The organism is Brevibacterium sp. 91QC2O2, assembly GCF_024580695.1.
GTDB classification, from domain to species: Bacteria; Actinomycetota; Actinomycetes; order Actinomycetales; family Brevibacteriaceae; genus Brevibacterium; species Brevibacterium moorei.
The window spans coordinates 25810-44008 of sequence record NZ_JANIJY010000001.1 but is presented as its reverse complement, the minus strand read 5'-3'; the positions used below and the strand labels follow the sequence as shown (position 1 = coordinate 44008).

Here is an 18199-nt window from a genome sequence, read left to right as displayed (position 1 = left end):
AGAAACGAGTCCATGTCTACTTCGAACGAACCGAAGCCCAAACGCTTCAAGCGCAAGCCGAAAGATCCGAACAATCCGGGCCGGATCGCCCAGATGAAGCAGGTCTACAAGCTGGCGGCCAAGCACTACAAGGCCCTGCCGTGGATCCTGGCCGCCGCAGTGCTCGGCGGTGGCGCCCTCGGCGCCTTGGTCGGCCTGCTCCTACCGCCCATCTGGCTGTGGATCATCCTCGGCCTGATGGTCGGCGTACTCGGTGCCACCTTCATCCTGGGCCGCTTCGCCGAAACCGCGGCGTTCGAGGAGATGCGTGGCAAGCCCGGCGCCTACGGTGCGGTCCTCAACACGGTGCGCAAGTCCTGGCTGGCCGACGACGAGCCAGTGGCAGTCGACCCCAAGACACGCGACCTCGTCTACCGCGCCACCGGCCGCGGCGGCGTCGTCCTGGTGGGCGAGGGCCCCGCCGGCCGTGTGGCCAAGCTGGTGGACAAAGAACGCAAGCGCCATGAGCGGGTGCTCCCCGGTGTTCCGGTCAACACCCTGCTCGGTGGCGAGGGCGAGGGACAGATCCCGATGAATCGGCTGACCAAGGAGGTCTACAAGATCCCGCGGAAGCTCAACAAGTCGGAGGTCCTGGTCATTCGCAAGCGCCTGACCGCACTGGGCACCATTTCGAAGCGGGCTCCGATCCCCAAGGGCATCGACCCCAGCCGGGCGCGCCCGGACCGCCGCGCCATGCGTGGTCGCTGATACCTCGCAGCACGAAACGGGGCCCCTGTTCCATCCACACTCCGTGTGGTGAACAGGGGCCCTGTTTCATCGTCTTCGTCGTCCCCTCCATCCGAATGCGGAGGACATCGGTCACATTCTGACCACGGTGACGTTCGCCGCCAAGTCGTGCAAACCGCGACGATCGCCGTTGTAGACGACTGCCGGGATGACCAGAGCCAGCAAGACAACCCGCACCAGGATCCAGCCCGGATTGCGGCGAGTCCCGCCAGGGCCCAGCAGCCGCACCCGCAGCACCCGCTGACCGATCGTGTACCCCAGGGTGGACTGCAGCACCCAGTTCTCCACCAGGAACAGCCCCAGCGTCACCCAGGAGTCCCCGTGGAAGAACGCGGTGGAGATGAGCAGGCACAGGCCCCAGTCGATGCACAGGGACAGGAACCTCTTCCAGTGTGGGGCAACCGAGCCCGGGCCCTCCTGCGGCAGACCCAGGCGTTTGCCGGGCCAGTCGCCCGGGCGCATGGAGAGGTCGGGGCCGTTGAGCCAGGAGCCGATATCATCTCTGTCGATCACCCCACCAGGGTATCGCCTGAGACGATTCCCGACCGCATCCGGAGGCCTTCGCCACATTGCAGGGCTGCACCGCATAGGATGAAGGAGTGGTCGCTGAAACATCTCCGAAACATTCGGGACACTCAGCGGTTACGGCATCTGGCTAAAGTGGTCAGAGCAACGCGGTAATTCATATGTATCGCGTATCGATTGACACTGGGAGTGAGCTTGTTTACATCAGCCTCTGAACTCGTCGCCTATCTGAAGGCAGAGAACGTCGAGTTCGTCGACGTCCGCTTCTGCGACCTGCCGGGCACCGTACAGCACTTCAACATGCCGGCTGAGGCCTACGGCGAGGACGAAATCGAAGAGGGCCTGCTCTTCGACGGCTCGTCCATCCGCGGCTTCCAGTCGATCAACGAATCGGACATGAAGCTGCTGGCCGATGTCACCTCGGCCTTCATCGACCCGTTCCGCGAGGCCAAGACCTTGGTCGTCACGCACTCGATCGTCGATCCCTTCACCGACGAGCCCTACTCCCGCGATCCCCGCCAGGTCGCAGCCAAGGCCGAGGCCTACCTGAAGTCCACCGGGATCGCCGACACGGTCTTCTTCGGCGCTGAGGCCGAGTTCTACCTGTTCGACTCGATCCGTTACGACAGCCAGCCCGGCGGCGCCTTCTACAAGATCGACTCCGTCGAAGCGGCCTGGAACACCGGCGCCGAAGAGGGCGGCCACAACCTGGGCTACAAGACCCCCATCAAGGGCGGCTACTTCCCCGTCTCCCCCTCCGATCACTTCGCCGACATCCGCGATGCTATCTCACTGACGCTCAAGGAGATCGGCTTCTCCGTCGAACGCGCCCACCACGAAGTAGGCACAGCCGGCCAGCAGGAGATCAACTACAAGTTCGACAGCCTGCAGAAGGCCGCCGACCAGCTGCTGGACTTCAAGTACGTCGTGAAGAACGTCTCGAACGAATTCGAGAAGACCGCGACCTTCATGCCCAAGCCCATGTACGGTGACAACGGCTCCGGCATGCACTGCCACCAGTCGCTGTGGAAGGACGGCAAGCCGCTGTTCTTCGACGAGAACGGCTACGCCAACCTCTCCGATCTGGCCCGCTGGTACATCGGCGGCCTGATCGAACACGCCGGCGCCGTGCTGGCCTTCACGAACCCGACGATCAACTCCTACCGTCGTCTGGTTCCCGGATACGAGGCACCGGTCAACCTGGTCTACTCGGCACGCAACCGCTCGGCCGCCATCCGCATCCCGGTCACCGGCTCGTCGCCCAAGGCCAAGCGCCTGGAGTTCCGCGTGCCCGATCCCTCGTCGAACCCCTACCTGGCCTTCGCCGCCCAGCTGATGGCCGGCCTCGACGGCATCAAGAACCGCATCGAGCCGCCGGAGCCGATCGACAAGGACCTCTACGAACTGCCCCCGGAGGAACTGGGCGACATCAAGCTCACCCCGAACTCCCTCGAGGATGCCCTGGCCGAACTCGAGGCCGACCACGAGTTCCTCACCGCCGGCAATGTCTTCACGCCCGATCTGATCGAAACGTGGGTCAAGTACAAGCGTGAGAACGAACTCGACGTCGTGCGCCTGCGCCCGACTCCGGCCGAGTTCGAGCTGTACTACACCGTCTGATCCGATCAGACCGGCTCAACGATAAGGGCTGTGGCCCGCAACCGCTTCGGTTGCGGGCCACAGCCCTTATCGTTCTCTGTGGGTGGAACGCACGCTGCCCTGGCACCGCGCTTCGGATCTCGACTCGCGTCACTCCTCATAGCCGAAGAACAGCCGCTCGACCACCTTCCTGGCGTGCCGTGCCGCACGCAGATAGTCGTCCTGGAACTCCTGCCACAGACCAGGGCCGTAACCCATCAGCCGTGCAACCGCTTCCAGGTCCTCCGGCCGGGCCGGCAGGGAATCTGCGATGCGCCCGCGGAAGAGCACCGCTGCACAGCGGATCTGGGTGGCCGCCAACCAGGCCTCCTCGAGAACCTGTGCGTCTTCCCCACCGATTACGCCCAGTGCCACCTCAGCGTGCAAGGCCGGCAGGGTCGAGGTGGTGTGCAGGGCCGCTTCCCCGTGCCCGTGGACCAGCTGCAACAGCTGAACCGTCCACTCTACGTCCGATAGTCCCCCGTGGCCCAACTTCAAATGCCTGCGGATATCGGCCCCGCGCGGCAAGCGCTCGGCCTCCATCCGCGCCTTGAGCCTGCGCATCTGGCGCAAAGAGCTCTCGGGGACGACTGCCGGGTAGCGCAGCGGCTCGATGAGTTCGAGATAGTCCGCAGCCAGACTCTGATCGCCGGCGATCGGACGCGCCCGCAGCAGGGCCTGAGCCTCCCAGGGCTCCGACCACTTGCCGTAGTACGCCCGGTAGCTCTCCAGGGTGCGCACCAGCGGTCCGTTCTTGCCCTCCGGCCGCAGATCCGCGTCCAGCTCGACGGCCGGGGCGGCGCCCGCCTGGCCCAGCTCGTGGATCAGGCGCAGGGCGAGCTTCTTAACGTGAGTGGCCAGACGGCTCCTGGCGTCGTCGTCCAGATCGCCTGCCGGACGGTAGACGAACATCACATCCGCATCGGAGGAATAGCCGACCTCCGCACCGCCCAGCCGGCCCATCGCGATGACCGCGAACTCGTAGGCGGGCGTTTCCGGGGTGTCCATGGCCAGGCGCATGGCCTGGCAGCCAGCCGCTATCGTGGCATCGACGATCTGCGCGAGCCGGGCCGGAATCTCCGTTCGGTCCCCGACTTCGAGCACATCGGCCAGCGCACAGCGCAACAGTTCGCGCCCGTACAGGCCTCTGATAGCCGGAATCGATTCTGCGCCGTGCCGGCGCAGCAGGCCCGCCGTCTCGGCCCGCAGATCGCTGCGCACGGCCAGCGTCAGTGGCTCTTCGAGCCAGGCCACCGCCGAGGGATTCTTCAACAGGAGTTCCGTAGCATACGCCGAAAGCGACAGGACACGGGCCATTGCCCTGGCCGCCACACCCGAGTCGCGCAGCATCTTGAGATACCAGGTCGAACCGGACAATGACTCGGACAGGCGGCGGAAGGACAGCAGAGCCGCATCCGGATCCACGCCGTCGGCGAACCAGTCCAGGAGGGCCGGCAACACCTGCTTCTGCACGTGTGCGCTGCGCCCGGTGCCCTGGGCCAGGCGGCCGATGTGCAGCAGCGCGGACTTCGGATCCTTGTAGCCGAAGGCGGCCAGGCGGTCGCGGGCGGCCGAATCGGACATCCGCACGATGGAGTCGGCTCCCGCGGCGGCCTGCAGAATGGGCCGGTAGAAGATCTGCTGGTGTAGGACCCGCACTCGGCGGGAGTGGACAGTCCGCTCGGCCGCCAGGCGCTCGGCGCTTCGGTCCCCATCGGCGTAGACGGCCCTGGCCAGGGTCCGCAGTCGGCCCGGATCATCCGGCAACAAAGCCGTGCGCTGCATCCGGGGGATCTGCAGACGGTGTTCGACGACCCGCATGAACCGATACGCCGCGGCCAGATCGCGGCCGTCATCGGCCCCGATATAGCCCAATCCAGCCAGCCGCGGGATCACGTCGAGGGTCGCCGTAACACGGATCTCCTGCTCCTCGCGCCCGTGGACCAATTGCAGCAGCTGGGCTGAGAATTCCACGTCGCGCAGTCCGCCGCTGCCCAGTTTGAGCTGGCGGGCGGCCTCGTTGGCCGGGATCAGATCGACGACGCGCCGCCGCATGGCGCGTACCCCGTCGATGAAGCCCGGACGGGCCGCCGCCGTCCACACCAGCGGATTGAACGCCTCGAACCACTCGTGCCCCAGCGCGACGTCGCCGGCGATCGGACGGGCCTTGAGCAGGGCCTGGAACTCCCAGTTCTCAGCGGTTCGCTCATAGTAGGAGCGGAATTCCTCGAGGGGCCGGACCAGCGGGCCGGCCTTGCCCTCCGGACGCAGTGCCGCATCGAGTTCCCACAGTGCGGGCTCCGCGGCCGGCCGGTCGATGAGCTCGGCGACGCGGTTGGCCAGTGCAGTGGCCAGTTCGCGTTCGGCCGCAGGCTCCGCACAGTAGACGACATCGACATCGGAGACGTAGTTCAATTCGCGTGCGCCGCACTTGCCCATTCCGATGACGGCCAAGCGGACTCGGGCATCCGGATCCAATTCCGCCCGTGCCACCGCCAGTGCCGCATCGATCGCCGAGGCGGCCATGTCCGCCAGGATCCGGCAAACCTCGGCGACCACATCAGTGGGACACTGTGCGAGCAGATCATCGGCGGTCAGCCGGATCAGCAGTTCCCGGTAGGCCACGCGCAGTGCGGTCCGGCCTTCCTCCCCGCGCACCATGGCCACTGGCGCAGGTGCCTCCGGGTCCGCTCCGACGGCGTCGAACAGGTGCGCGCGCAGGGCCGGCTGCGCCGCCGCAGAGGTTCCCAGCAGGCAGGTGGTGGACCCCGGTTCCGGCAGGGCCAGCATTCGCAGGGACTGCGGATGCCGGATAATGAAGTCGATGCACGCCTCGGAATACCCACCCAGGGCGATGACCCGACGCAGGACCTGTGACGTGGCCAGCAGGTCGGCCAATCCAGAGGCATCCGGATGAGTTGCCACGGCCTCGGCCACACGGATAACCGCCAGACCGGCGGCGTCGGGGTCGGCCACCGAACGCGCCAGTGCCGTGGCGGCAGCGGCGGACAGCGCAGGTCGGTCCAGCAACTGCGCGGCCTCGGTGAGGAAGCGGGGATAGCGGAAACTGGCCTGGGGCCGGCCCGATTTGCCCGGCCGGCCCGTCGGCTGGGACCGTCGCGTCTGCGGCATCAGCTGCTCACAGGGAACTGAAGTCGCGGCTCAGTTCGAATTGGGTGACCTGCGCGCGGTAGTCCTCCCAGTCCTTGCGCTTATTGCGCAGGAAGTAGTCGAAGACCTCCTCGCCCAGGGTCTGCGCGACCAATTCGCTGTTCTCCATCGCGATGATCGCCTCGTTCAACGAGGCCGGCATGGCCTCGATGCCCAGTGCCCGGCGTTCCCCGTCGGAGAGCAGCCACACATCGTCTTCGGCCTCCGGGGGCAGTTCGTAGCCCTCCTCGATGCCCTTGAGGCCCGCAGCCAGGATGAGCGAATACGCCAGATAGGGGTTGGCTGAGGAATCCAGCCCGCGGAACTCGATCCGGGCAGAGGACGACTTCCCCGATTTGTACTGCGGTACCCGGATCAGGGCCGAACGGTTGCGGTGGCCCCAACAGATGTAGGACGGGGCCTCGTGCCCGGTCCACAAGCGCTTATAGGAGTTGACGTACTGATTGGTCACGGCGGAGATCTCCGGGGCATGGCGCAGCAGGCCCGCGACGAACTGGCGTCCCGTGGTCGAGAGCTGATAGTCCCCCGATGGGCTGTAGAAGGCGTTCTCCTCGCCCTCGAACAGGGAGACGTGCGTGTGCATGCCGTTGCCGGGCTGGTCGGCCAGGGGCTTGGGCATGAAGGACGCGTACACGCCCTGGGCGGCCGCCACCTCCTTGACCATCGCGCGGAAGGTCATGACGTTGTCGGCCATGGTCAGGGAGTCGGCGTAGCGCAGGTCGATCTCGTTCTGGCCAGGTCCCGCCTCGTGATGGGAGAACTCGACGGAGATCCCCATGGCCTCCAGGGTCTGCACCGCGGTGCGGCGGAAGTCATTGGCCGTGCCGCCGTTGACGTGGTCGAAATAGCCGGCGGAGTCCACGGGAATGGGCAGTCCGCCGTTCAGCTCCCCCGACTGAAACAGGTAGAACTCGATCTCCGGGTGGACGTAGAACGTGAAGCCCAGGGCAGCGGCACGGTCCATCGTCCGCTTGAGGACATTGCGCGGATCCGACATCGCGGGCCCACCGTCGGGCGAGATGATGTCACAGAACATCCGCCCTGTGGGCTCTTCCTCTCCGCGCCACGGCAGCAGGCTGAAGGTCGAGGGGTCCGGTTTGAGGACCATGTCCGCCTCGAACACGCGTGACAGGCCCTCGACCGCCGAACCGTCGAACCCGATGCCCTCGCCGAAGGATCCTTCGAGTTCCGCCGGCACGATCGCCACCGACTTCAACCGACCCAGGACGTCGGAGAACCACAGGCGGATGAAGCGCACATCGCGGTCCTCGACCGTGCGCAGGACGAATTCCTCTTGTTTACTCAACCCGGTCATTTGCCGTCCCAGTCCTTGTCCTCGTCGTCCCAATCCCGATTGCGGGTGGCGGCCGTGCGCAGCGCCGCCTGTGCCTCTTCACGCGTATCGTACGGGCCCATGCGGTTCTCCCAACCGCTCAGCGGGCCCTCTTCGACCTGGCCGGTGCGCACGTTGAACCAGTACTTGACGTCACCGGGAAGTCCGTTCTCCTCAGCCATCTCGTCTCCTTCTTCGGCCGTGTCCGCCACCCGGCGGAGTCGTGGACCGCCTTCTGGCGTATCGCCTCTAGCCTATCGCCTGCCGACTGTGTCGTCCCCGAGTGCACGAGCGTCCTCTTCGGCCCCGGCGGAACCCCGTTGCATCGTCGTAGCGCGGAAGTGCTCCTCGCACAGGACGCCGGCTTCCTGCGCGCGTCCCGCTGCGATGGCAGTGGCGATCGCAGCGTGGTCGCGCTGGGCTGCTGCGAACAGTTCGGGCGAAAACGGGTCGTGTCGGAAGCCGGCGTTGATCCGCCGGTCCAGGTCGACTGAGATCCTGACCAGTTCCTCGTTTCCGGTCGCCCTGGCGATCGTATGGTGGAAATGCGCGTCAGCGCTGCGGGCGTGGATCGGATCAGCCATCTGTGCATAGCGGGCGGCGGCGGCACTGATATCGTGTGCGTCCGCCGGCGTGCGGCGCAGCGCCGCCACATGGGCCAGTCGCCCGTGGACGATCGCCCTGGCGTCGAGCAGCGATTCGCGTTCGGCGCGGAAGGTCGCCAGGTGCTCCTGCTGTCCGGCCAGTTCGCCCGCGTCGCCCGCTGCGATAAAGGTGCCCCCGCCCCTGCCGCGACGCCGGAGTACGAAGCCGGCCCGTTCCAAGCGGTCCAAGCCGGCGCGCACCGATGAGCGCGAGACCTGCAGGGCCTGTGCGAGCTCACGTTCGCTCGGCAGCGGCGTACCGACCGGTAGAGCGCCGACGGCGATCGCCGAGAGGATGTGATCGGATATCTGCTGGCCCGTCGTCGGCACGGAGACCACTGTCTCCAACCCTTTGAGTTCCTGCATAAACGACCACCTGTTCGATTGTTCGCTTGTTCGATTGTTCGGACGTCTAGACTGATTCCTATCATGGCAAAGAACACCCACGTTGAAAAAGGCACCCTGAGCCCGCACCGGAGAGTTCCCACCTCCATCGACCGCCCCGAGTACGTGGGCCGGCCAGAGCCGCGTGAAGGGCGCACCGGTGATAAACACACACCGGAGGAAATCGAGCATATCCGCTCCGCCGGAGCCATCGCCGCCAACGCGATCGCCTTGGCCGGACGTGCCATCGCCCCCGGCGTGACAACCGACGAACTGGACCGGATCGCCCATGAGTACATCTGCGATATGGGCGGATATCCCTCGTGCCTGGGATACAGAGGATTCCCCAAGTCCATCTGCACATCCGTCAACGAAGTCATCTGCCACGGCATTCCCGACTCCACGGTGCTATCCGACGGGGACATCCTCAACCTCGACGTCACCGTCTTCAAGGACGGCGTACACGGGGACACCAACTTCACCTTCGGCGTCGGCACAGTGGCCCCGGAGGTCAAGGACCTGGTCGCACACACCTACGAGGCGACCATGCGCGGGATCAAGGCGGTGCGTCCCGGTCGGCAGGTCAACGTCATCGGCCGCGTCATCGAGAAATACGCCAAGCGCTTCGGTTACGGCGTGGTGCGCGACTTCACGGGTCATGGAGTCGGCAGGGACTTCCACTCCGGCCTGGTGGTCCCCCACTACGATGCCGCACCGGCCCATGCCGAGGTGATCGAGCCGGGCACGGTGTTCACAGTCGAGCCGATGCTGAACCTGGGGACCGCCGACTGGCGGCAATGGGACGACGACTGGACAGTGGTGACCGCCGATCTGCTCCCCTCCGCCCAGTTCGAACACACCCTGGTTGTGACCGAGGACGGTCCGGAGATCCTCACCCTGCCCACCGGCGAATTCGCAGACGAGCTCACCGACTTCTGGAAATAGCCTCGACGTAAAGGACCCCGAGCATGCCCACTCACGGAAATCTCGCCATCGGCATCGACATCGGCGGCACCGGCATCAAGGCCGGGCTGGTCGACGTGGCACGCGGGCGCCTGGTCGGCAAACGGGCCAGAGTGGATACGCCACAGCCGGCGACGCCGGCGGCGGTGGAGCAATCCCTGCGTGCGGCCCTGGCGGACCTGCAGTCGCAGACGGTGGCCGAGTACGGTACGGACAGGGCGCCGCGGCTGGACCGACTGCCGGCCGGCACCGCCTTCCCCGGGGTCGTCAAAGAGGGTGTGGTCGGCTATGCACCCAATCTGGACCCCTCCTGGATCGGCGCACACTTGGGCGAGCTGGCAGGCCGGCTGACCGGCTGTGCCCATGTGCTCAACGACGCCGATGCCGCTGGACTGGCGGAGATGGCCTATGGGGCCGGTCGGCGCTTCAGACGGGGCACCGTCGTCATCACCACGCTGGGCACCGGGATCGGCACTGCACTGTTCACCGCCGGCCGGCTCTTCCCGTTCAGCGAACTGGGCCATATCGAACTCGACGGGGCCGAGGCCGAGGCCGTGGCCGCACGGTCAGTGGCAGTGCGGGAAGGACTGGACTTCCCGGCTTGGGCCGAGCGCCTGCAACGGTACTATGCGGAGCTGGAGAAGATCCTCAACCCCGATGCCTTCATCGTCGGCGGTGGGGTGTCGAAACGGCATGCGGAATTCCTCCCGCTCATCCATACCAATGCTGCCCTGATACCCGCCCAGTTGCGCAATGAGGCGGGTATCGTAGGCGCCGCTCTCTTCGCCGCCCACGGTGGCAAGCCCAAGGCGGGGGTGCCCAAGCGACTGCGTGGCAAGAAATCCCGCTGATCCGCCCCGGGGTGGCGCTTGTGCGTTAGCGTGAAGGGATGACACGCGTACTCCTCATCCATCACTCGCCCACTCCCGCGACCAGGCGGATCGCCGATGCCGCCCTGGCGGCCCTCCGGCTCGATGATCTGCACGACCTGGTCAGCGACGGGCAGCTCGAACTCGTGGAGACCGCAGCGCTCGAACCGGACATCGACCAGGTCCTGGCCGCCGATGCCTATGTGCTCGGCACGACCGCGAACTTCGGTTATATCAGCGGCGCGCTCAAGCACTTCTTCGACACCGTCTACGACCAGGTGCGCGAGCCCACGGCGGGCAGGCCGTTCTCGTATTGGATCCACGGCGGCTACGACACGACGGGCGCGCAGCGGGCGATGGAGGCCATCACCACGGGCCTGGGGTGGTCTTTGGTCCACGAGCCGGTCGTGTGGACAGGCGAGGTGCAGACCGAGCAGCTCGACCGGGTCCAGGAGATGACGGCGACCGTCCTGGCCAGTGCGCTGTGACGATTCGGTGACGAAACGCGCCCTAATCTAGCGTTTTCCCTGGTGAGGGTGGACAGGCCGCCTATAAGCCGGGTTCTGTGCATGGGCCGGTTACCCGGATCCCAATCAACGGTCATCTATCTAGGACCGCCGTTGCCGACGGCCTCGAGCGATCTACCCGATGGCATGACGAGCAGCCCGAACCATCTGTCTGATCTTGCTCCCGGTGGGGTTTACCTGGCAGACCCAGTCACCTGGGTCCCCGGTGGTCTCTTACACCGCCGTTTCACCCTTACCCCCGCCTCACCAATGGTGGAGCAGGGGCGGTCTGTTCTCTGTGGCACTATCCCGCGGGTCACCCCGGGTGGGCGTTACCCACCACCGTGCTCTGTGGAGCCCGGACGTTCCTCGGCGACGCACCCTTCCGGGCGTGTCGACGCGACCGTTCGACGACCTGTCCGCGCCCAAGTCTACTCCCCTACCTGGGTAGGGTTGGACTGTGATCATTCTGCTGCCGCCCTCCGAGGGCAAGACCCCCGCCTCCACCGGACCCGCACTCAACCTCGAGGACCTGGCCTTCCCCGAACTCACCGCCGCCCGGCTCGAGGTCCTCGAGGCCCTGCAGCAGACCTCGGCCGCCCCGGACTCCCTGCAGATCCTGGGGGTCGGACCTACCCTGTCCGGCGAGGTGGCGCGCAATCTGGAATTGACCCGGATCCCCTGCGCCCCCGCACTCCAGACCTACACCGGGGTGCTGTTCGCAGCCCTCGATGCACCGACCCTGACCACCACGGCCCAGCACAGGCTGGGTTCGCTGTATGTGTCATCGGGGCTGTTCGGAATCGTGGCAGCCGGCGACCTCATCCCCGCCTACCGACTGGCGATGAAGGTCAGATTGCCCGAAACCGGCGTGCTCTCGACCTGGTGGAAGAAGCGCCTGACCCCTGTGCTCGATGCCCGTTTCGCCGATGAACTCGTCGTCGACTGCCGCTCGGGCGACTACCGGAAGTCCTGGCCGGGCGATCCGGCCCACACGGTGGTGGTCAATGTCTACACCGAGCGGGCCGGCAAACGCAGCGTGGTCAGCCACAATGCCAAACACACCCGCGGCCTGCTGGCCCGGCACCTGCTCGAGCGCACCGGCTCGGACCCGGACTCTCCGCAGGAACTGGCCGGGGCCGCGGGCGAGGCCTTCACGGTCGAGCTGACGGCCGCCGGCCCCAGGAAGCCGGCGGAGCTGGCGATCATCCTCACTGCCTGAGCAGGGGGACCTCGCAGTCGGGGCAGCTGAACACGGTGCCCGGTTGCAGGGCCTTGAACTCGGCCAGGTCCGCCCCGGCCAGGGCATCGCCGCAGTTGCCGCAGGCGCCGGCGTCGCAGGGCATGAGGCCCGGGCCACCGGCGTCCAGGTCCGCCCTGACCGGGTCTGCGGCGGGGCCCATGTGCGCCAGGTCCTGGGCGGTGGCCGTTTCCAGTTCGGCCAGCCGGGTGGCGATCTCGGCTTCCACCTGTTTGCGCAGTGCCTGCTTCTCCTTGCCCTGCGCGGCGATTCCGGCAGACTCCTGTTTGAGCCCGGCGACGTCCCCTTGGAGCTCCTCGATCGATTCGAGCAGCTCGAGTTCCGCGTCCTCCAGCTTCGCCAGAGCCGCCTTGGCGGAGTCGATGTCGCCCTGCAGCGCCACCAGGTCCCGCGAGGTCATGCCCTCGCCTGCGTTCAGCCGGGCCTCCATCGCGGAGATCTTGCTCTGCTGGTCAGCGGTCCTGGCCGCCGTTTCACGCTGTTGTCTGTGCTTGTCCTCCAACGCGGTCGTGAGTTCCCCGCTCCGGACGGCCAGTTCCCGGTGCCGGGCGGCCAGTTCGGTCAGTTCGGCCACGAGCTCCGTCTGGGCCCTGCGATGGGTCTCCCGGCGGGACTCCCTGAGGTGTGCGATGAGTTCTGCGGCTGCGGCGGGGTCTGCCGTCCAGGTGGTCAAAGCCATGTGATGCTTCCTCGTTCCGTGTTCGTATTCGATTCCGCAGCCGGTGCACCGGCCTGCGCGATGCGCATGGTCCAGGGGTCGGTGTTGACGTGGGATACCGCGAGGCGCACCCGGTGCCCGGCCTGGGCCAAAACGGAGGTGAGCTGGTGTGCGGCGGTGGTGATCCACGGGGATTCCGCTGCGAAGTGGGCGATATCGATCAATTGCGGACCGGCCCCGGTGCGGTGGCCCGTGTCGATGGCCTCGGTGGCAGGGTGGTGGCGCAGATCGGAGGTGATGTAGACCTGCGCCCGAGCCCGGCGGACCGCATCGAATTCGGAGTCCCCCGCCCCGCCGAGCACCGCAACCCGTTCGATGCGGGCGGTGGGGTCTCCGGCGATGCGGATTCCGGTGGCAGTGGCGGGAACGGATGCTGCCAGCCGACGGGCCAGCTCTTCGACCGTGCAGGCGGTGGCCAGGGTGCCGACACGTCCGATGCCCACTCCTGGAACGTTCTGGGGAACCAGTGGGGCGCGCTGTCCCAGTCCGATCGCATCGCACAACACATCGGTGACTCCCCCGGGTGCGGAATCGGCATTGGTGTGGGCGTTGAACTGCGCGATCCCCGCGCGGATGAGCCGGGTCACGGCCCCACCCTTGAGGGTGTCCGCCGCCACCGAGGTGACCCCGCGCAGCAGCAGGGGGTGGTGGGTGAACAGGAATTGGGCGCCGATCCCGATCGCCTGGTCGACGACGGCGTCGGTGGCATCGAGTGCGGCCAGGATGGTGGAGACCTCGGCGTCGGGATCGCCCACGGCCAGGCCCACCGTGTCCCAGGGTTCGGCCCAGGCCGCCGGCCAGAGGGACTCTGCTGCTGCCATGACATCGGATACACGTGCGGTCATAGGATCAACTCTACTGGCGTCCACGGCCGCTTGGCAGGCGCACGGCGCATTGCTACATTGAACACATGACGCACCTCACAGGTTTGCGGACGAATACCATCGCCGATATCGTCCGCCGTTCGGCCGCCCGTTACCCCGATAAAACCGCCGTGGTCTTCCGGGACCGATCCTGGTCCTATCCGGAATTGGACCAGGCGATCACCGACGTCGCCCGGCACCTGCTATCCCAGGTGCTGACGCCCGGGTGCAGGGTCGCCGCCTATGGGAAGAACTCGGACCTGTACCTCCTCCTGTTCCTGGCCTGCGCCAGGGCCGGACTGATCCACGTGCCGGTGAACTATCAACTCACCGGTGACGAACTCGAATACATTCTGGCCGATTCCGGCGCCGACCTCGTCATCGCCGATCAGGACTTCTCCACCTATGTCCAGGCCACGGATACCGGCCGGGCCACGGACTTCGCGACCTTCGAATCGCTGCTGGAGCCCGCGCGCACCGGCGGGGAGCCGGCCGGCCTCGACGAGTTCGCGGCCACCGACGGCGATATCGCCCAGCTGCTCTACACCTCGGGCACCACCAGCGCTCCCAAGGGCGCGATCATGACGCACCGGGCTCTGGTCGCCGAGTACCTCTCCGCCGTCAATGTCCTGGACTTCGGGCCGACTGACCGGCAGGTCCACGCACTGCCCATGTATCATTCGGCGCAAATGCACGTGTTCCTGCTGCCGGCCCTGATGCAGGGGTCGTACAACATCATCGTGCCGGCCCCTGTACCGGGAGAACTGCTGGCGATGTTCGCCCAGCAGAGCATCGACACGTTCTTCGCCGCGCCCACCGTGTGGGTGGCGCTGGCGAATCATCCGGATCTGACAAAGGTCGATCTGAGCACTCTGCGGAAGGCCTACTACGGCGCCTCCATTATGCCGGGACCGGTCCTCAGCCGGCTGCAGGAGCTGTTGCCGGACTTGGGCTTCTACAACTGCTTCGGCCAGTCGGAGTTGGGCCCCCTGTGCACCGTGTTGCGCCCGGAGGACCATGTCGAGCATCCCGGTTCGGCCGGCAAGCCGGTGCTCTTCGTCGAGACCCGCGTGGTCGACGGCGACGGCGTGGATGTCGAACCCGGAGTGCAGGGCGAGATCCTCTACCGTTCCCCGCAGCTGTGCGAGGGCTACTGGAACAAACCGGAGGCCACCGCCGAGGCCTTCGCCGGCGGCTGGTTCCACTCGGGCGACCTGGTGATCCAGGACGCCGATGGCTTCATCCAGGTCGTCGACCGGGTCAAGGACGTCATCAACACCGGCGGCGTACTGGTGGCCGGGCGGCAGGTCGAGGACGCGATCTTCGAGTTGGACAATGTGGCCGAGGTCGCGGTGGTCGGGCTGCCTGACGAGAAGTGGATCGAGGCGGTCACAGCCTATGTCGTGCCCAAGGGCCCGCTGAGCGCCGAGGAGGTCATCGCCCATACGAGGACCCGCCTGGCCGGCTTCAAGGTGCCCAAGGCCGTCCACCTGGTCGAGACCCTGCCGAAGAACTCCGCGGGCAAGATCCTCAAGCGCGAATTGCGCCGGGCCGAGGCCTCGTAGGCGGGCGCGGACGCACCACGTCCTCGCCCACAATGGGGTGGGCATGTAGCGGGGGCCGGAAGTCGATGGACTTCCGGCCCCCGTCTCGTCCGTGCGATGCGGTGGTGCTGGCTCAGCGCACCTTGTCGAGGAATCCCTTGACGCGCGGATTCGTCGAGGTCAGCAGGTCGGCCGGCGCCGCCTTCTCCATCACGATCCCCTGGTCGAAGAAGGCCACGGTGTCGGCGACCTCGCGGGCGAAGGCGATTTCGTGGGTCACGATGACCATTGTCATCCCGTCGTCCGCCAGTTGTCGCATGGTCGTGAGCACCTCCCCGACGAGTTCCGGATCCAGTGCCGAGGTCGGCTCGTCGAAGAGCATGAGCTCGGGATCCATCGCCAGCGCACGGGCGATGCCCACCCGCTGCTGCTGGCCACCGGAGAGCTGGTGGGGCTTCTTGTGCCCGTGCTCTGCCAGGCCCACCCTGGCCAGTTCCTCCTTCGCCCTGGCCTGTGCCGCATGCCGGCTCATCCCCTTGACGTGGGTCAGCGCCAGCGCGACGTTCTCCACCGCGTCGAGGTGGGCATAGAGGTTGAAACGCTGGAAGACCATACCGATCCGGGCGCGGAATTCCGCGAAGCGCTTATCGCCCCATTCGGTGAAGTGATCGCCATGGCGGGAGTAGCCGACCTGATCGCCCAGCACCTCGAGGCTGCCGGAATCGATGGTCTCGAGCCCGTTGACGGCCCGGAGGAAAGTCGACTTGCCCGATCCCGAGGGCCCGATGATACAGCTGACCTCTCCCGGGGCGACGGCGAAGTCGACGCCCTTGAGGACCTGGTGATCACCGAATGCCTTGGTGACGCCGTGCGCGGTGATGATGGACTCGGCCATTAGATGTTCTCCTTGGCCTCGGTGGCGGAATCGGGAAGGGTGGTGACGGGCTTCGTGCCCGACCGGGTATCGAACAGGCGCTGCATCCAGGAGCCCTTGCGGACCAGGCGGACCCGGTCGCGACCGAAGCGATTCTCCAACAGGCTCTGCAGATAGGTGGCGATCGCGGTCATCAGCATGTACCAGATGCTCACCACGATGAGCAGTTCGATCACCAGGTTGTTGACCTTGTAGATCTGCGAGGCGTTGGTCATCAGGTCGGTGCCGGCGACGACCATGACCAGAGAGGTGGTCTTGAGCATGGAGATGAACTCATTGGCCGTGGGTGGGATGATGATCCGCATGGCCTGCGGCAGCACGATCAATCGCATGGTCTGTCCACGGGTCATACCGGATGCCTGCGCGGCCTCGGACTGGCCCGCGTCGATTGCCTGGATACCGGCGCGCACCGTCTCTGCAAAGTAGGCGGCCATATTCAGGCCCAGGCCCAGGATCGCGGCGGTGGAACCGGTGATGAGCTCATTGGTGTCCCAGTAGACGCCGACCATGGTGAAGGGGATCTTCACAATGATGTGCGGCAGCAGGAAGGCCAGGTTGAACCAGAAGATCAGCTGCACAATGACCGGGGTGCCGCGGAAGAACCAGATATAGGCCTCGGCGATCCAACGCAGCACCGGATTGACCGATAGTTTCATCACGGCCAGGAGGACGCCCAGGACCAGGCCCACGACGGTCGCGGCGATGGAGATCCAGATGGTCACGCCAATGCCGGAGACGATGCGTTCGTTGAACAGGTATTCGCCCACCGTGGCCCACTGGATGTTCTCGTTGAACAACAGCGTCTTGAGCATCCAGGCGACGATGTAGACCACGATGACGGCGACGACGACCCGGGCCCAGGGGATCCGGCGCTTGATCGCGACGGCGGTGCCGTCGGCCGCGACGATGTCGGCGGTTCTGTGCTTGCTCATCTCAGTCGCCTCCGTTGATGGTCGCCTTGTCGATGGCCAGCTTGTCCACGCTCCAGGCATCGAGGATCTTGCCGTAGCTACCGTCGTCGATCAACGATTGCAGAGCCTTCTGCACGGCTTCGGCAAAGGGCTTGTTCTTGTTGTCGATGGCGATCCCCCAGATGGACTCGCCACCGGAGACCTCGACCGCGTCGAATCCGGATTCGGGATCCGCTGCACGATCCGCTGCGGGCGGATAGTCGGTCAGCGAGGCGACGGACCTGCCCGATTTGATGGCGAGCCCCGCCTCCCCGTCGGCGGAGAAGCCCAGGATCTTGATCGCCGGCTTCCCCTTGGACTCGCAGTCCTTGGAGAAGGTCTTCAGCCGGGCTTCGGAGGACCCGCCTTGGACTGTCGACACCGGTTGGCCGCACAGGTCCTGCGGGCCCTTGATCCCCTTGGGATTGCCCTTAGAGACCTGGATGGCGTTGCCGGCCTTGACGTAGTCGACCATGAAGGCCTGGGCCCGGCGCTCCTTGTTGTCGGTCATCGAGGACATGACGAAGTTGTAGCGGCCGGATTTCATACCGGGGATCATCGAGGCGAACTCCTGGTCCTCGACGTGGAAGCCGATGCCCAACTTCTTGGCGATGGCCGCGGCGATCGCAGGATCGACTCCGAGGATGTCCTTGCCATTGTCGGCGAAGAGCTCCATGGGCGGATACCCCACGGAGTTGGCCATTTTGATACCGGTGGCCCTGATGTCCTCGGGCACCAGTTCGGTCAGCTGCGGATCGGCCTGGACAGCGTCGAGAACGCCCTTGGCCTTCTCGTCCGCGGGGACCTTCACCTCGACGGCGCCGCCGGCTTTCTGTTCGTAGAGCTCCGAGAGCGGTCTGGCGCCACAGGCGCTGAGTGTGAACGCGAGCGCAGTGGCACAGGCTGCCGCCGCAAGCGTCTTCATCCCCTTCATGGGTGCTGTGTCCTTTGTTGTCGGTGTACTGGCCTAGGGAATCCTAACGTGTTTTTCCTCATCCGGTGATTTATGACACATAGTGGATATTCGCCGTAAACCTTACCGCAATACAACACCGGAGCCGATGATCCTCCGGGGCATAACGCGCTCGGAGGGCCACCGGCCCCGGTCGA

17 protein-coding genes and 1 other RNA gene are annotated in these 18199 nt (G+C 66.1%); 7 read left to right on the top strand and 11 right to left on the bottom strand.

The genetic code is table 11. From position 1 onward, the window contains the following. The first annotated feature begins 12 nt into the window (after nt 1-12). Nucleotides 13-747, top strand: coding sequence for a DUF4191 domain-containing protein (locus tag NQ036_RS00220; protein ID WP_257046761.1), 735 nt, complete (start codon nt 13-15; stop codon nt 745-747). Between the two features lie 111 nt (nt 748-858). Here NQ036_RS00220 and NQ036_RS00215 read toward each other — a convergent pair whose 3' ends face one another. After that, nucleotides 859-1299, bottom strand: a complete 441-nt coding sequence (locus tag NQ036_RS00215) for an RDD family protein (RefSeq protein ID WP_257046762.1) — start codon at nt 1297-1299, stop codon at nt 859-861. 207 nt (nt 1300-1506) lie between these two features. Between NQ036_RS00215 and glnA the strand changes: the two genes are divergently transcribed. Next, nucleotides 1507-2931 (top strand): type I glutamate--ammonia ligase, encoded by a 1425-nt coding sequence (gene glnA / locus NQ036_RS00210; protein WP_257056810.1) that lies wholly within the window; start codon nt 1507-1509, stop codon nt 2929-2931. A gap of 129 nt (nt 2932-3060) precedes the next feature. On the opposite strand, the gene NQ036_RS00205 is transcribed toward glnA, so the two are convergent. From NQ036_RS00205 to NQ036_RS00190, 4 genes are all read right to left on the bottom strand, one after another. Then, nucleotides 3061-6081 (bottom strand): bifunctional [glutamine synthetase] adenylyltransferase/[glutamine synthetase]-adenylyl-L-tyrosine phosphorylase, encoded by a 3021-nt coding sequence (locus NQ036_RS00205; protein ID WP_257046764.1) that lies wholly within the window; start codon nt 6079-6081, stop codon nt 3061-3063. A gap of 7 nt (nt 6082-6088) precedes the next feature. After that, nucleotides 6089-7426 carry a glutamine synthetase family protein gene (locus NQ036_RS00200; protein WP_257046921.1) on the bottom strand — a complete coding sequence of 446 codons (1338 nt, stop codon included), beginning with the start codon at nt 7424-7426 and terminating at the stop codon, nt 6089-6091. 5 nt (nt 7427-7431) lie between these two features. Continuing rightward, complete coding sequence (locus NQ036_RS00195; protein ID WP_257046765.1) at nt 7432-7635, bottom strand: hypothetical protein; 204 nt, start codon at nt 7633-7635, stop codon at nt 7432-7434. A gap of 72 nt (nt 7636-7707) precedes the next feature. Continuing rightward, a complete protein-coding gene (locus NQ036_RS00190) occupies nt 7708-8463 on the bottom strand; it encodes a FadR/GntR family transcriptional regulator (protein ID WP_257046766.1) in 756 nt (251 codons plus the stop codon). A 63-nt stretch (nt 8464-8526) separates the two neighbouring features. On the opposite strand from NQ036_RS00190, the gene map reads away from it, so the two are divergent. The 3 genes from map to NQ036_RS00175 are packed head-to-tail and all read left to right on the top strand — an operon-like array spanning nt 8527 to nt 10801. Continuing rightward, a complete protein-coding gene (map, locus tag NQ036_RS00185) occupies nt 8527-9426 on the top strand; it encodes a type I methionyl aminopeptidase (RefSeq protein WP_257046767.1) in 900 nt (299 codons plus the stop codon). A 23-nt stretch (nt 9427-9449) separates the two neighbouring features. Beyond that, nucleotides 9450-10295: a polyphosphate--glucose phosphotransferase gene (gene ppgK, locus NQ036_RS00180; protein ID WP_257046768.1), complete on the top strand. Its 846-nt coding sequence runs from the start codon at nt 9450-9452 to the stop codon at nt 10293-10295. A 38-nt stretch (nt 10296-10333) separates the two neighbouring features. Further along, complete coding sequence (locus NQ036_RS00175) at nt 10334-10801, top strand: NAD(P)H-dependent oxidoreductase (RefSeq protein WP_257046769.1); 468 nt, start codon at nt 10334-10336, stop codon at nt 10799-10801. A 48-nt stretch (nt 10802-10849) separates the two neighbouring features. On the opposite strand, the gene rnpB is transcribed toward NQ036_RS00175, so the two are convergent. After that, nucleotides 10850-11238: RNase P RNA component class A (rnpB, locus tag NQ036_RS00170), an RNA gene on the bottom strand. Between the two features lie 41 nt (nt 11239-11279). On the opposite strand from rnpB, the gene NQ036_RS00165 reads away from it, so the two are divergent. Continuing rightward, complete coding sequence (locus tag NQ036_RS00165) at nt 11280-12041, top strand: peroxide stress protein YaaA (protein WP_257056809.1); 762 nt, start codon at nt 11280-11282, stop codon at nt 12039-12041. On the opposite strand, the gene NQ036_RS00160 is transcribed toward NQ036_RS00165, so the two are convergent. Beyond that, nucleotides 12031-12759: a hypothetical protein gene (locus tag NQ036_RS00160; RefSeq protein WP_257056808.1), complete on the bottom strand. Its 729-nt coding sequence runs from the start codon at nt 12757-12759 to the stop codon at nt 12031-12033. The genes NQ036_RS00165 and NQ036_RS00160 overlap by 11 nt on opposite strands. Beyond that, complete coding sequence (locus tag NQ036_RS00155; RefSeq protein WP_257056807.1) at nt 12750-13643, bottom strand: Nif3-like dinuclear metal center hexameric protein; 894 nt, start codon at nt 13641-13643, stop codon at nt 12750-12752. Before NQ036_RS00155 ends, NQ036_RS00160 begins: the two co-directional genes overlap by 10 nt. Nucleotides 13644-13708: 65 nt before the next feature. On the opposite strand from NQ036_RS00155, the gene NQ036_RS00150 reads away from it, so the two are divergent. Then, nucleotides 13709-15226 carry a fatty acyl-CoA synthetase gene (locus NQ036_RS00150; protein WP_257056806.1) on the top strand — a complete coding sequence of 506 codons (1518 nt, stop codon included), beginning with the start codon at nt 13709-13711 and terminating at the stop codon, nt 15224-15226. A gap of 112 nt (nt 15227-15338) precedes the next feature. Here NQ036_RS00150 and NQ036_RS00145 read toward each other — a convergent pair whose 3' ends face one another. From NQ036_RS00145 to NQ036_RS00135, 3 genes are read right to left on the bottom strand one after another with little or no spacing between them, the layout of a single operon-like run. Then, entirely contained in the window at nt 15339-16100 is a 762-nt protein-coding gene (locus tag NQ036_RS00145; RefSeq protein ID WP_257046774.1) for an amino acid ABC transporter ATP-binding protein, read from the bottom strand. Next, nucleotides 16100-17071, bottom strand: a complete 972-nt coding sequence (locus NQ036_RS00140; protein WP_257056805.1) for an amino acid ABC transporter permease — start codon at nt 17069-17071, stop codon at nt 16100-16102. Before NQ036_RS00140 ends, NQ036_RS00145 begins: the two co-directional genes overlap by 1 nt. Before the next feature lies 1 nt (nt 17072). Then, nucleotides 17073-18023, bottom strand: a complete 951-nt coding sequence (locus NQ036_RS00135) for an ABC transporter substrate-binding protein (RefSeq protein ID WP_257056804.1) — start codon at nt 18021-18023, stop codon at nt 17073-17075. Between the last annotated feature and the right edge of the window lie 176 nt (nt 18024-18199).

Bases quoted from the DNA above. Each gene is read 5' to 3' on its own strand.
- NQ036_RS00220 (WP_257046761.1), top strand. From the start codon at position 13: ATGTCTACTTCGAACGAACCGAAGCCCAAACGCTTCAAGCGCAAGCCG.
- NQ036_RS00205 (WP_257046764.1), bottom strand. From the start codon at position 6,081: ATGCCGCAGACGCGACGGTCCCAGCCGACGGGCCGGCCGGGCAAATCG.
- NQ036_RS00195 (WP_257046765.1), bottom strand. From the start codon at position 7,635: ATGGCTGAGGAGAACGGACTTCCCGGTGACGTCAAGTACTGGTTCAAC.
- NQ036_RS00190 (WP_257046766.1), bottom strand. From the start codon at position 8,463: ATGCAGGAACTCAAAGGGTTGGAGACAGTGGTCTCCGTGCCGACGACG.
- map (WP_257046767.1), top strand. From the start codon at position 8,527: ATGGCAAAGAACACCCACGTTGAAAAAGGCACCCTGAGCCCGCACCGG.
- ppgK (WP_257046768.1), top strand. From the start codon at position 9,450: ATGCCCACTCACGGAAATCTCGCCATCGGCATCGACATCGGCGGCACC.
- NQ036_RS00175 (WP_257046769.1), top strand. From the start codon at position 10,334: ATGACACGCGTACTCCTCATCCATCACTCGCCCACTCCCGCGACCAGG.
- NQ036_RS00160 (WP_257056808.1), bottom strand. From the start codon at position 12,759: ATGGCTTTGACCACCTGGACGGCAGACCCCGCCGCAGCCGCAGAACTC.
- NQ036_RS00155 (WP_257056807.1), bottom strand. From the start codon at position 13,643: ATGACCGCACGTGTATCCGATGTCATGGCAGCAGCAGAGTCCCTCTGG.
- NQ036_RS00150 (WP_257056806.1), top strand. From the start codon at position 13,709: ATGACGCACCTCACAGGTTTGCGGACGAATACCATCGCCGATATCGTC.
- NQ036_RS00145 (WP_257046774.1), bottom strand. From the start codon at position 16,100: ATGGCCGAGTCCATCATCACCGCGCACGGCGTCACCAAGGCATTCGGT.
- NQ036_RS00140 (WP_257056805.1), bottom strand. From the start codon at position 17,071: ATGAGCAAGCACAGAACCGCCGACATCGTCGCGGCCGACGGCACCGCC.
- NQ036_RS00135 (WP_257056804.1), bottom strand. From the start codon at position 18,023: ATGAAGGGGATGAAGACGCTTGCGGCGGCAGCCTGTGCCACTGCGCTC.